The organism is Mycobacterium sp. NGS48, from assembly GCF_059812585.1.
The window spans coordinates 255,923-267,606 of record NZ_JCALCY010000003.1 but is presented as its reverse complement, the minus strand read 5'-3'; the positions used below and the strand labels follow the sequence as shown (position 1 = coordinate 267,606).

At 65.1% G+C, this 11,684-nt stretch carries 13 protein-coding genes; 9 read left to right on the top strand and 4 right to left on the bottom strand.

Annotated elements, in window-relative coordinates; translation table 11 throughout:
* Positions 1–10 precede the first annotated feature (10 nt).
* A complete protein-coding gene (ppgK, locus tag AC5Y42_RS08220) occupies positions 11–817 on the top strand; it encodes a polyphosphate--glucose phosphotransferase (protein WP_499897199.1) in 807 nt (268 codons plus the stop codon).
* 189 nt (positions 818–1,006) lie between these two features.
* A complete protein-coding gene (locus AC5Y42_RS08215; protein WP_499897197.1) occupies positions 1,007–2,569 on the top strand; it encodes an RNA polymerase sigma factor in 1,563 nt (520 codons plus the stop codon).
* A gap of 1 nt (position 2,570) precedes the next feature.
* Here the strand turns inward: AC5Y42_RS08215 and AC5Y42_RS08210 are convergent, their stop codons facing one another.
* Positions 2,571–2,966 (bottom strand): DUF952 domain-containing protein, encoded by a 396-nt coding sequence (locus AC5Y42_RS08210; protein ID WP_499897570.1) that lies wholly within the window; start codon positions 2,964–2,966, stop codon positions 2,571–2,573.
* Between the two features lie 144 nt (positions 2,967–3,110).
* Here AC5Y42_RS08210 and AC5Y42_RS08205 point away from each other — a divergent pair, with 144 nt between their 5' ends.
* Positions 3,111–3,305: a DUF7455 domain-containing protein gene (locus tag AC5Y42_RS08205; RefSeq protein ID WP_499897195.1), complete on the top strand. Its 195-nt coding sequence runs from the start codon at positions 3,111–3,113 to the stop codon at positions 3,303–3,305.
* Between the two features lie 63 nt (positions 3,306–3,368).
* The gene (locus tag AC5Y42_RS08200; RefSeq protein ID WP_499897194.1) at positions 3,369–4,331 is read left to right on the top strand and encodes a YihY/virulence factor BrkB family protein; all 963 of its coding nucleotides are present in this window, start codon (positions 3,369–3,371) and stop codon (positions 4,329–4,331) included.
* On the opposite strand, the gene AC5Y42_RS08195 is transcribed toward AC5Y42_RS08200, so the two are convergent.
* Positions 4,318–4,557: a DUF3039 domain-containing protein gene (locus tag AC5Y42_RS08195; RefSeq protein WP_499897192.1), complete on the bottom strand. Its 240-nt coding sequence runs from the start codon at positions 4,555–4,557 to the stop codon at positions 4,318–4,320. The two genes, AC5Y42_RS08200 and AC5Y42_RS08195, sit on opposite strands and share 14 nt — an antisense overlap.
* Before the next feature lie 75 nt (positions 4,558–4,632).
* On the opposite strand from AC5Y42_RS08195, the gene AC5Y42_RS08190 reads away from it, so the two are divergent.
* The 3 genes from AC5Y42_RS08190 (at position 4,633) to AC5Y42_RS08180 (ending at position 7,032) form a co-directional block, all read left to right on the top strand.
* On the top strand, positions 4,633–5,055 hold the full coding sequence (locus AC5Y42_RS08190; protein WP_499897568.1) for a DUF3099 domain-containing protein: 423 nt from the start codon (positions 4,633–4,635) through the stop codon (positions 5,053–5,055).
* Positions 5,056–5,173: 118 nt separating this feature from the next.
* Positions 5,174–6,163 carry a sigma-70 family RNA polymerase sigma factor SigB gene (gene sigB / locus AC5Y42_RS08185; protein WP_499897191.1) on the top strand — a complete coding sequence of 330 codons (990 nt, stop codon included), beginning with the start codon at positions 5,174–5,176 and terminating at the stop codon, positions 6,161–6,163.
* A gap of 176 nt (positions 6,164–6,339) precedes the next feature.
* On the top strand, positions 6,340–7,032 hold the full coding sequence (locus AC5Y42_RS08180; RefSeq protein WP_499897189.1) for an iron-dependent transcriptional repressor DtxR: 693 nt from the start codon (positions 6,340–6,342) through the stop codon (positions 7,030–7,032).
* A 16-nt stretch (positions 7,033–7,048) separates the two neighbouring features.
* Here the strand turns inward: AC5Y42_RS08180 and AC5Y42_RS08175 are convergent, their stop codons facing one another.
* Entirely contained in the window at positions 7,049–8,107 is a 1,059-nt protein-coding gene (locus AC5Y42_RS08175; RefSeq protein WP_499897188.1) for a DUF4192 domain-containing protein, read from the bottom strand.
* Between the two features lie 134 nt (positions 8,108–8,241).
* On the opposite strand from AC5Y42_RS08175, the gene sthA reads away from it, so the two are divergent.
* A complete protein-coding gene (gene sthA / locus AC5Y42_RS08170; protein ID WP_499897186.1) occupies positions 8,242–9,660 on the top strand; it encodes a Si-specific NAD(P)(+) transhydrogenase in 1,419 nt (472 codons plus the stop codon).
* 18 nt (positions 9,661–9,678) lie between these two features.
* On the opposite strand, the gene AC5Y42_RS08165 is transcribed toward sthA, so the two are convergent.
* Positions 9,679–10,467 carry a trypsin-like serine peptidase gene (locus tag AC5Y42_RS08165; protein WP_499897566.1) on the bottom strand — a complete coding sequence of 263 codons (789 nt, stop codon included), beginning with the start codon at positions 10,465–10,467 and terminating at the stop codon, positions 9,679–9,681.
* 207 nt (positions 10,468–10,674) lie between these two features.
* Here AC5Y42_RS08165 and AC5Y42_RS08160 point away from each other — a divergent pair, with 207 nt between their 5' ends.
* Positions 10,675–11,652, top strand: a complete 978-nt coding sequence (locus AC5Y42_RS08160) for a proteasome assembly chaperone family protein (RefSeq protein ID WP_499897185.1) — start codon at positions 10,675–10,677, stop codon at positions 11,650–11,652.
* The last annotated feature ends 32 nt before the right edge of the window (positions 11,653–11,684 follow it).

Here is an 11,684-nt window from a genome sequence, read left to right as displayed (position 1 = left end):
AGGAGATCCGATGACCAGTAGCGACTCGACCACGGCTTCGTCTGCGACCGATGGGCCCGGCGCTACGTCGCAGCGCGGCTTCGGCGTCGACGTGGGCGGCAGCGGGATCAAGGGCGGGATCGTCGATCTGGACACCGGTGAACTCGTCGGCGACCGCTTCAAGCTGCCGACGCCACAGCCGGCCACGCCGTCGGCAGTCGCGAAGACCATCGCCGCCGTGGTCAACGAATTCGGCTGGTCGGGCCCGCTAGGGGTGACCTACCCCGGCGTGGTCACCGAAGGCGTCGTCCAGACGGCAGCGAATGTGGACAAGGCGTGGATCGGGACCAACGCACGCGACGTCATCGCCGGGGAGCTGGACGGCCAAGAAATCGTCGTCCTCAACGACGCAGATGCGGCCGGGCTGGCCGAGGAGCGCTACGGCGCTGGCAAAGACAAAACCGGCGTGGTGGTGCTGCTCACATTCGGCACCGGGATCGGGTCGGCGGTCATCCACAACGGGATATTGCTGCCCAACACCGAATTCGGTCACCTCGAGGTTGGCGGCAAAGAAGCCGAACACCGTGCCGCGTCGTCGGTACGGGACAAGCACGGCTGGAGTTATAAGAAATGGGCGAAACAGGTGACGAAAGTACTTGTCGCTTTCGAGAACGCCTTTTGGCCGGATTTGTTCATCGCCGGTGGCGGAATCAGCCGTAAGGCCGACAAATGGGTGCCACTACTCGAGAACCGGACGCCGGTTGTCGCCGCCGCCCTGCAGAACACAGCGGGAATCGTCGGCGCGGCGATGGCGGCGACCAGCGATGTCACCCACTGAATTGCGCGCTCCGGGCGAAGTGGCCGCGCTCGGTCGTTACACTGGTCACCGGCAGCCGCCCAACCCATAGCGGCGAGCATCCAAGCTGATATCAAGACCGACATCCGACATAGCCGACACTTTCGGTAAAGCACGCCCAGGAGCACCGAAGGCTCGGCTCGAAGACTGAGTCCTACCGAAGGGGTTTACGTGGCAGCGACCAAGGCAAGCCCGGCGACCGACGAGCCGGTGAAGCGCTCCGCTACCAAGTCCCCCGCCAAAGCCGGGACGAAGCGACCCGCGGCTAAATCCGCAAACGGCGCCGCCCCCGCCAAACGGGCCACCAAGACAACGACACGCGCCAGCAAGGCGCCGGCCAAAGCCGGCACGGCCAACGGTGCCGACACCGCCAAGAAGAGCCGCACACCGGCGAAAAGCGCCGCTGCCAAGTCGTCGCCGGCAAGTGGGCGTGCGAAGAAGGCAGCTTCGCCCAAGGACACCCCGAAGGGCCGCGAGGTGGTCACCGACGATGCCGTCGATGAGGATCTTGACACCGAGCCGGAGCTCGACGGTGAGCCCGGCGACGATATCGAGATCGACGCCGCCGACCTGAGCCTCGACGACCTCGAAGAGGATGCGTCGTCGGACGGCGACGACGACACCGACAACGAACAAGCCGAAACCAACGACTCGGAGACCGCCTCGACCAAGAAAGCGCCCGCTGAGGGCTCCACCGACGACGACGAGGAAATCGCTGAGCCCAGCGAAAAAGACAAGGCCTCAGGCGATTTCGTATGGGATGAGGACGAGTCCGAGGCGTTGCGCCAGGCGCGGAAGGATGCTGAGCTCACTGCGTCGGCGGACTCGGTACGCGCTTACCTCAAGCAGATCGGCAAAGTGGCGCTGCTCAACGCCGAAGAAGAGGTGGAGCTGGCCAAGCGAATAGAGGCCGGGCTCTACGCCACCCAGCTGATGACCGAGTTGGTCGACCGCGGCGAGAAGCTGCCCGCGGCCCAGCGGCGTGACATGTCGTGGATTTGCCGGGACGGCGACCGGGCGAAAAACCATCTGCTGGAAGCCAATCTGCGTCTGGTGGTGTCGCTGGCGAAGCGTTACACCGGTCGGGGCATGGCATTTCTCGACTTGATCCAGGAAGGCAACCTGGGTCTGATCCGTGCGGTCGAAAAGTTCGACTACACCAAGGGTTACAAGTTCTCCACCTACGCGACGTGGTGGATCCGCCAGGCGATCACCCGCGCGATGGCCGACCAGGCGCGCACCATCCGCATCCCGGTCCACATGGTCGAGGTGATCAACAAGCTGGGCCGCATCCAACGTGAGCTGCTGCAGGATCTGGGCCGTGAGCCCAGCCCGGAGGAGCTCGCCAAGGAAATGGACATCACGCCGGAGAAGGTACTGGAGATCCAGCAGTACGCGCGCGAGCCGATCTCCCTGGACCAGACGATCGGCGACGAGGGCGACAGCCAACTCGGCGACTTCATCGAGGACAGCGAAGCGGTCGTCGCCGTCGACGCGGTGTCGTTCACTTTGCTGCAGGACCAGCTGCAGTCGGTATTGGAGACGTTGTCGGAGCGCGAGGCCGGCGTGGTGCGGCTGCGCTTCGGGCTCACCGACGGCCAGCCCCGGACCCTCGACGAAATCGGGCAGGTTTACGGCGTCACCCGGGAGCGCATCCGCCAGATCGAGTCCAAGACGATGTCGAAGTTGCGCCACCCCAGCCGTTCCCAAGTCCTGCGCGACTACCTCGACTGAGCTATGGCCGGCAATGCCGGCCGGTGCGACGACGGCGCGGGCGAAGCGCCTGTGCCGTCTCCGAGGCCGCCGAGAAGGTGCCGTCGGGGCCGGGCCGGTAGTCGGTGACGTTGAACACAGCACTGACCGGAAGTGATCCGTACAGATGCGGGAACAGCATTGACTCCGGGTCCGTTGCTACTCCCGGTTCCCAAAACACCGGTGCATCCAGCCCGGCCGGATCGATGTGCAGCAGCACCAGGTCGACGCGTCCGCTGAAGAGGCGGTTGGCCGGCAGATGTACTTGGCCCGGTGTCGAAAGATGGATGAATTCGGCGCCGCCCGACGGTTCGGGGTGGAGGGCACCGCGAGTCTGGGCAGCAGACCACTGGTCGGCCGAACAGAGGTGGACCAACATCGCGGGATCAGGGTTCACAGAACCACCCTGCCCGAGGTGTAACCGGTAGGGCGTGAGAAACGACACAGCGGGTAACCACACGGGGAAGAAGGCCAAACGCCCCAACATCTGAGACAGTGGAGATAGGCCAGAAACGGAGTAGCCATGAACGCGACCTTGACCAGTCCGGAGTTGACGAGGGCTGATCGCTGCGACCGGTGCGGCGCGGCCGCCCGGGTGCGCGCCACGCTGCCCTCTGGCGCCGAACTTCTGTTCTGCCAGCATCACGCCAATCAGCACGAGGCGAAGTTGGCTGAGTTGGCGGCGGTGCTACACGTTAGCGCTCCTCTGGAGTCTTGAGACACAACTCACCTACCGGCAATCCGGACGGCAGGACGCCTCGTCAGGAATGCTGGGTTGGTCATGAGCGATCAGCGGGTTAAGCCGTCGCGGCATCACGTCTGGCGTGTCACACGCCGGGCGCTGTCGAAAAGCTGGGACGACTCCATCTTTTCCGAGTCAGCGCAGGCGGCTTTCTGGTCAGCGCTGTCGTTGCCGCCGTTGCTGCTGGGCATGCTGGGGAGCCTCGCCTACGTGGCGCCGCTGTTCGGTCCCGACACCTTGCCCGTCATCGAGCACCGCCTGGTGACGCTGGCGCACAGCTTTTTCTCCGAGAACGTCGTCAACGAGATCATCAAGCCAACGATCAGCGACATCGACAAGGGCGCGCGGGGTGAGGTGGTGTCGCTGGGCTTCGTGATCTCGCTGTGGGCGGGATCGTCGGCGATCTCGGCGTTCGTCGATGCGGTGGTGGAGGCTCACGACCAGACCCCGCTGCGCCACCCGGTGCGCCAGCGACTGTTCGCCCTGTTGCTCTATGTCGTGATGCTGCTGTTCGTGATAGCGGCTGCCCCGCTTTTGGTGCGGGGCGAGTGGAAGGTGGCGCAGTTCATCCCGGACAGCTGGCTGGACATCGGCTACTACCCGGCGCTGATCACCGGGTTGATGGTCGCGGTGATGATCCTGTATAGGGTGGCGCTGCCCAAAGCGCTGCCGACCCATCGGCTGATCCTGGGCGCAGTGCTGGCGACCGTGGTCTTTCTGATCGCCACCCTGGGATTGCGCATCTATTTGACCTGGATCACCGCCACCGGCTACACCTACGGCGCGCTGGCCACGCCGATCGCGTTTCTGTTATTCGCTTTCTTCGGGGGGTTCGCGATCATGCTGGGCGCCGAACTCAATGCCGCGATCCAGGAGGAGTGGCCGGCGCCGGCAACCCATGCTCATCGGATGCGACGCTGGCTGAAATCCCGGGCGCAGAACGGCACCACCGACGCTCAGGATTCGGACGGTGTCAGCGGCGAGCCGGTCAGCTCTTCTTGAGCTGTTCATAGATCCGCTTGCAGTCCGGACAGACCGGCGACCCCGGCTTGGCCGATCGGGTGACCGGAAACACCTCACCGCACAGCGCAACGACATGCGTGCCCATCACCGCGCTCTCGGCGATCTTGTCTTTCTTGACGAAGTGAAAGTATTTCGGGGTGTCGCTATCGGTCCCGTCGTCGACGCGTTCGTCGGTATCGGTGCGTTCGATCGTCTGGGTCTGCATGCGTTTCATTGTGCCGCAAACCGGTCGGTGAGCCGACCTTGAGGGCGGCTAGGTGCCTGTGCCGGAATGGGCCGAATGTGGGACAGTGGAGGAATGAAGCACGGCTCCGAGCTGGGTTTCGACGACGACGGTCGGCCGGTGCTCATCACAGCTGCCGCACCCTCCTACGAGGTGCAGCATCGGCAGCGGGTACGCAAATACCTGACGCTGATGGCATTCCGGATTCCTGCGCTGGTGTTGGCCGCACTCGCGTACGGCGCGTGGCACAACGGTTTGATCTCGCTGTTGATTCTCGTCGCGTCGATCCCGTTGCCGTGGATGGCGGTGCTGATCGCCAATGACCGGCCGCCGCGCCGCCCCGACGAACCCCGCCGGTTCGATCCTTCCCACCGGCATACCCCGCTGTTCCCGACCGCCGAGCGTCCCGCGCTCGAGCGAGACATTCGTCCAGCGCCGCAACCCGAATCGCGGGGTCCGGGCGCCGACAGTTCCGAATAACCGCCACCCGGCGGCACTTCTCAGCACATTCTCAGGGCGTCGGCACATTAGCGCACGTCAACGGGTGTGAGATCGCCGCCCGGTGGGAACTCTTGTCACGGGTTAGTCGTTGGACCACATGACAGTTCAAGCCGATCAGGAGGCCGCTATGGCGAATGCCACTACCAGCCGGGTTGAGAGCGATCTGGATTCTCAGAGTCCTGCCGCGGATTTGGTGCGCGTGTATCTGAACGGCATCGGCAAGACGGCGTTGCTTACTGCCGCCGACGAGGTTGAGCTCGCCAAGCGCATCGAGGCCGGACTCTACGCTCAGCATCTGCTGGACACCCGCAAGCGCCTGGGCGAGAAGCGCAAGCGTGACCTGGCGACTGTGGTGCGCGACGGCGAAGCAGCGCGCCGGCATCTGCTGGAAGCCAACCTGCGGCTGGTGGTTTCGTTGGCCAAGCGCTACACCGGCCGCGGCATGCCGCTGCTGGACCTCATCCAGGAGGGCAACCTGGGGCTGATCCGTGCGATGGAGAAGTTCGACTACGCAAAGGGATTCAAGTTCTCCACGTATGCCACGTGGTGGATTCGCCAGGCGATCACCCGCGGGATGGCCGACCAGAGCCGCACCATCCGGCTGCCGGTTCACCTGGTGGAGCAGGTGAACAAGTTGGCGCGGATCAAGCGGGAATTGCACCAGAACCTCGGTCGCGAAGCCACCGACGAGGAACTCGCCAACGAGTCGGGAATTCCGGTCGACAAAATCAATGACTTGCTCGAGCACAGCCGCGATCCGGTCAGCCTCGACATGCCGGTCGGTTCCGAGGAAGAGGCCCCGCTGGGTGACTTCATCGAAGACGCCGAAGCGATGTCCGCGGAGAACGCGGTCATCGCCGAGTTGCTGCACACTGACATCCGCAGCGTGCTGGCCACGCTGGACGAGCGTGAGCATCAGGTGATCCGGTTGCGCTTCGGCCTCGACGACGGCCAGCCCCGCACGCTCGACCAGATCGGGAAGCTGTTCGGTTTGTCGCGCGAGCGGGTGCGCCAGATCGAGCGCGAGGTGATGGCCAAGCTCCGCAACGGCGAGCGCGCCGACCGGTTACGGTCGTACGCCAGCTGAGACTTGTCACGGGGTATGCCCGCCGCGTTGCGGCGGGCATACTGCTGCCGTAGGGACGGCAAGCGCGGCGAATTAAGAGGACGGGTCGCCGCTTACGTCCCCAGGACCGTGCGTGTGTGTTAGCAGACCATTCACGCAGCTGGGCACGTAGACTCAGGTGCAACGAAGGGTGCGGGATGAACGACCTGGTTGATACCACTGAGATGTACCTGCGGACAATTTACGACCTCGAAGAAGAGGGCGTAACCCCGCTGCGTGCCCGGATTGCCGAGCGGCTCGACCAGAGTGGGCCTACCGTCAGCCAGACGGTGTCGCGGATGGAACGCGACGGGCTGTTGCACGTGGCAGGTGATCGCCACCTGGAGCTGACCGACAAGGGGCGAACACTGGCGATCGCCGTAATGCGCAAGCACCGGCTGGCCGAACGGCTGCTGGTCGACGTGATCGGGTTGCCGTGGGAAGACGTCCACGCCGAGGCATGCCGGTGGGAACACGTGATGAGTGAAGACGTCGAGCGCCGGCTTGTGCAGGTGCTCAACAACCCGACGACCTCGCCGTTCGGCAACCCGATTCCCGGGCTTTTGGACCTGGGCGTGGGGCCCGGATTCGGTGCCGAAGACGGCAACCTGGTGCGGCTGACCGAACTGCCAGGCGGATCGCCGGTCGCCGTGGTGGTCCGGCAGCTCACCGAGCACGTCCAAGGCGACATCGACCTGATCACCCGTCTCAAAGACGCCGGCGTCGTCCCCAACGCACGGGTGACCGTGGAGACCAACCCGGCCGGCGGCGTGACCATCGTTATCCCGGGCCACGAAAACGTCAGCCTGCCGCACGAGATGGCTCACGCCGTCAAGGTCGAAAAGGTCTGACCTGGCCTGTTGCGCCCTAGACCGCACGCCGGCCGAACGACCGCCGGGGCGGCAGGCGCACACCGAACTGCTTGGCCAGCCGGTACCCGGTCAGCGCGAGTTCCCGGATACGTTCGGGTCGCAATCCCGACTGCAACGCGGTGTCCAGCATGCCCGCCATCCGGTGAGTCGGTTGGCAACGCAGCGCGGCCTCCAACGACACCCCGGCCAGCGGTCCGTCGCCCCGCGCATAGGCGCTGAACGCGAGTAGGACCAGCGCTTCGACCCGCCAGGGCTCAGGTAGCGCACGTGAGAGCAGCGCCCACAGCGACTCGGCCTCACCCGCGTTATCCCCCACCGCAAGGGCATAGAGTGTGTCGCGAACCTGCACATCACCTAGTGCGCAACCGAGCTTGACCAGCTCTACCTCCGAAAGCGGTTGCCCGTCGGCCACGTGCGCGGCGGCCGCCATCGCATCTTCAACGTCCCGACGGCTGCAGCCGTCGGGATCCGCGCGATATGCCTCGTCGCGCGATCCGGCGCATCGGTCGAGTGCAGCGGCGAGTTCGGCGCTATCGGCCCGGTCGTCAGCCGCGATGACGGCCTGCAGGTCGGCGCGCCGCGCGTACAACCGCCGGCCGTCCAGGACGGCAGCCACGGCCAGCGGCGACGACGACGGGTCGTCAACCGTGCCGCCGGAACCACACCCGTCGACACAGTGCCAGCGACCGCCGGGCGCCACCTGATCGACGACGTGTGCGGCCCACAACAGGATGTCGCGGCTGGACAACTCCTCGGTGAGCGTCGTGCACAACTCGCGGTACTCCTCGTTGCACACCGGACACGATGCTCCCTCGGCATCGACGATCACCGCGATCGCTGCCTCCGGGTCGGCTGTCGCAGCAACCTCTGCGAGGTGCCCGAGACGCTGCGCCAGCTGAGCGGACAGGTCGACGCGCATCACCGAACCCAGCTCGCCACCGTCGACCGATACCAGCACCAGCGATCTCTCCGGCACAAACCCCAAAACCGCGGGCAGTGCGGCGATCAACGCGCCTGGCCGATTCAACTCAAAGTCTTTTCGATGCTTTGTCATAAGGCGACGCTGTCAACGGCGACCGTCAGTGGATGACCGGCAACGCCGGCTGGGCCGATCTGCTGTGGATGAACTCACGACTGTTGGTCAGTTCGCCGTACGCGGGCCGGGAAACCGGCGTAGACCTCTAGGGCATGGTGGGTTCGCAGCGGGAGTACGACCTCGTCGTCATCGGTTCGGGGCCGGGTGGGCAGAAGGCTGCGATCGCGGCAGCCAAACTGGGCAAGTCGGTGGCCATCGTCGAGCGCGGCCGGATGCTGGGTGGTGTCTGCGTCAACACCGGAACGATTCCGTCGAAAACGTTGCGGGAGGCGGTGGTCTATCTCACCGGCATGAACCAGCGCGAGTTGTACGGCGCCAGCTATCGGGTCAAAGACAAAATCACGCCCGCCGACTTGCTGGCGCGGACCCGACATGTGATCGGTAAGCAGATCGATGTGGTGCGCTCGCAATTGATTCGCAACCGGATCGACCTGATTGTCGGTCACGGTCGCTTCGTCGACCCGCACAGCGTCCTGGTAGAGGACATCTCCCGAGGCGAACGAATCACACTTTCCGGGGACTTCGTCGTCATCGCCACCGGCACCACGCCGGTGCGGCCGAGCGGGGTCGAGTTCGACGAGGAACGGGTGCTCGACTCCGACGGCATCCTGGACCTGAAGTCACTGCCGGCGTCGATGGTCGTCGTCGGAGCCGGAGTGATCGGCATCGAGTACGCATCGATGTTCGCCGCGCTCGGGACCAAGGTGACGGTCGTGGAAAAGCGCGATTCCATGCTCGACTTCTGTGACCCCGAAATCGTCGAGGCGCTGAAATTCCATCTGCGCGACCTTGCAGTGACGTTCCGATTCGGCGAAGAGGTCACCGCCGTCGACGTCGGGGCTGCCGGCACCATCACCACCTTGGCCAGCGGCAAGCAAATCCCCGCCGAGACGGTGATGTATTCGGCCGGGCGCCAGGGTCAGACCGAGGACCTCGACTTGGCGAACGCCGGCCTGGAAACCGACCATCGCGGAAGGATTTTCGTCGACGACCAGTTCCAGACCAAGGTCGATCACATCTACGCCGTCGGTGACGTGATCGGCTTCCCCGCGCTGGCGGCAACCTCGATGGATCAGGGCCGGCTGGCCGCCTACCACGCCTTCGGCGAGCCGACCGATCCCATGACCGAGCTGCAGCCGATCGGCATCTACTCGATCCCGGAGGTCTCCTATGTCGGCGCCACCGAGGTGGAGCTGACCAAAGGCGCGATTCCTTACGAAGTAGGGGTGGCGCGCTACCGGGAGTTGGCTCGCGGCCAGATCGCCGGCGATTCCTACGGCATGCTCAAGCTGCTGGTCTCTACCGCAGACCTGACGCTGCTGGGAGTGCACATTTTCGGCAGCAACGCCACCGAGATGGTCCACATCGGGCAGGCGGTGATGGGTTGCGGGGGCACCGTCGACTATCTGGTCGACGCGGTGTTCAACTATCCGACGTTCTCCGAGGCATACAAGGTTGCGGCGTTGGATGTGCGCAACAAGGTGCGCGCGCTCAACCAATTCCGCAGTTGAGCGTCATCGCCCGGCCTGCTAACACTCGTTGGTCAGGGCCGGCGGAGCGGTGTCGCCCGGACCGCCGGCTTCGGCCCGCACCAACAACGCGGCGGTGTGCTCATCGAACGGTGCGGAGTACGACACGTTTTCTTCGCAGCCGCCGCCGTCAAGGCCGCCGATCACTCCGGTCACCGTCGATCCGGTGATCCAGGCGGCACCGCTGGTGCCGTCGACCAGCCCCGCGCACGGCACAGCCGGATAGCCGCCGCGCGCGGTCTGGCTCTTGACCCGGCAGCCGATCGGCTTGCCGCCGACCCCGGCCGGATAGGCCACGACAGTGATCGCGCTGCCCGGCTCCGGCGCGGTGCCCAGCATCAGGGCCGAACCCACCTCCGCCTCGAGCGATGCGCCGTCCGCCCGACTGACTCGCGCGATCGCATAATCCGCATGCGGGTCCTTGTCGGTTGTCCACCGCGCATCGAGATAGACCGTGTCCAGCGTCCAGGTGTCGGGGGGTGCGGCGGCTCCGGAGAGGCCGGGGACGAACGTCACCGCTGTGTCGGCGGCCAGGCAGTGTGCCGCTGTCAGCACGAGGTCGCCGCCGGCTGAATGCAGCACGGAGCCGGTACAGGTGTGCAGATCACCGGCGCCGAAGAACAGTGCGCCCACCCGAGGATCCGGGTCTACCGGCGCGGCCACCACCCACGATGCGGGATCAGCGAAGTGCTGTTGGGCTTTACTGGTAGCGGCCGGAGGATCCGCAGGGCCTCCGCAGCCCGACAGGGCCAGGACCGTGACACTTGCCGCCGCCACAACAGTGCGCATCATCGTTGTCGATGATGCCCCTGTCCGCGGGAGCGCGAAACAGCTATCCCGAATGGGTACCCCAGGAATGCGGACTTGTGCCGCCGCGTTTCGAACATACGGGCGGGTCAGCGAAGGAGTTGGGGTCTGTGAGACCCGGCCCGCCCGCCTGAGAGAGACTATTTGACACGGTGCGCTATCCGGCGCCGTGGCGAGGAGGCAACATCGATGAGCCACAACCAGCCTGCGGACCACGGGCAGCACTATCAGCCCGAGCAGAACGGGATGTACGAGCTCGAGTTCCCGGCGCCGCAGTTGTCGTCTGCAGACGGCCGGGGCCCGGTACTGGTCCATGCCCTGGAAGGGTTTTCCGACGCCGGTCATGCCATCCGGCTGGCCGCGACGCATTTAAAAGACGCCCTGGACACCGAATTGGTGGCGTCGTTTGCCATCGATGAACTGCTGGATTATCGGTCACGCCGGCCGCTGATGACGTTCAAGACCGATCACTTCACCCACTACGACGATCCCGAGTTGAGTCTCTATGCGCTGCACGACAGCGTTGGCACACCGTTTCTGCTGCTGGCCGGGATGGAACCGGATCTGAAGTGGGAGCGATTCATCAGTGCCGTGCGACTGTTGGCCGAGCGTCTCGGAGTCCGGCAGACCATCGGGCTGGGCACCATTCCGATGGCGGTTCCGCACACGCGGCCGGTGACGATGACCGCGCACTCGAACAATCGCGAGTTGATCGCCGATTTCACGCCATGGATCTCCGAGGTCCAGGTGCCGGGCAGTGCCTCGAACCTGCTGGAGTACCGGATGGCCCAGCACGGCCACGAGGTCGTCGGCTTCACCGTGCACGTCCCGCACTATCTGGCGCAGACCGACTATCCGGCCGCCGCGCAGGCGCTGTTGGAGCAGTTGGCCAAGACCGGGTCATTGCAATTGCCGCTGACTGCGCTGACCGATGCGGCAGCCGACATCGCGGCCAAGATCGACGAACAGGTCGAGGCCAGTACAGACGTGGCCCAGGTAGTAGCGGCGCTTGAGCGTCAGTACGATACGTTCGTCGCCGCACAGGAGAACCGATCGCTGCTGTCGCGTGACGAAGACCTGCCCAGCGGTGACGAACTCGGCGCGGAGTTCGAACGATTCCTGGCCCAGCAGGCCGAGAAGAAGTTCGACGACGACGACAGGACCTGAGCCCTAACGCTCCGGCGAGGATGCAGGGCACG

Excerpts from the sequence above, each read along its gene's own strand:
- AC5Y42_RS08165 (WP_499897566.1), bottom strand. The coding sequence starts at position 10,467 with ATGCGCACTGTTGTGGCGGCGGCAAGTGTCACGGTCCTGGCCCTGTCG.
- AC5Y42_RS08190 (WP_499897568.1), top strand. The coding sequence starts at position 4,633 with ATGTGGGACAGTGGAGGAATGAAGCACGGCTCCGAGCTGGGTTTCGAC.
- sthA (WP_499897186.1), top strand. The coding sequence starts at position 8,242 with ATGGTGGGTTCGCAGCGGGAGTACGACCTCGTCGTCATCGGTTCGGGG.
- AC5Y42_RS08200 (WP_499897194.1), top strand. The coding sequence starts at position 3,369 with ATGAGCGATCAGCGGGTTAAGCCGTCGCGGCATCACGTCTGGCGTGTC.
- AC5Y42_RS08195 (WP_499897192.1), bottom strand. The coding sequence starts at position 4,557 with ATGCAGACCCAGACGATCGAACGCACCGATACCGACGAACGCGTCGAC.
- ppgK (WP_499897199.1), top strand. The coding sequence starts at position 11 with ATGACCAGTAGCGACTCGACCACGGCTTCGTCTGCGACCGATGGGCCC.
- AC5Y42_RS08160 (WP_499897185.1), top strand. The coding sequence starts at position 10,675 with ATGAGCCACAACCAGCCTGCGGACCACGGGCAGCACTATCAGCCCGAG.
- AC5Y42_RS08175 (WP_499897188.1), bottom strand. The coding sequence starts at position 8,107 with ATGACAAAGCATCGAAAAGACTTTGAGTTGAATCGGCCAGGCGCGTTG.
- AC5Y42_RS08210 (WP_499897570.1), bottom strand. The coding sequence starts at position 2,966 with ATGTTGGTCCACCTCTGTTCGGCCGACCAGTGGTCTGCTGCCCAGACT.
- AC5Y42_RS08205 (WP_499897195.1), top strand. The coding sequence starts at position 3,111 with ATGAACGCGACCTTGACCAGTCCGGAGTTGACGAGGGCTGATCGCTGC.
- sigB (WP_499897191.1), top strand. The coding sequence starts at position 5,174 with ATGACAGTTCAAGCCGATCAGGAGGCCGCTATGGCGAATGCCACTACC.
- AC5Y42_RS08180 (WP_499897189.1), top strand. The coding sequence starts at position 6,340 with ATGAACGACCTGGTTGATACCACTGAGATGTACCTGCGGACAATTTAC.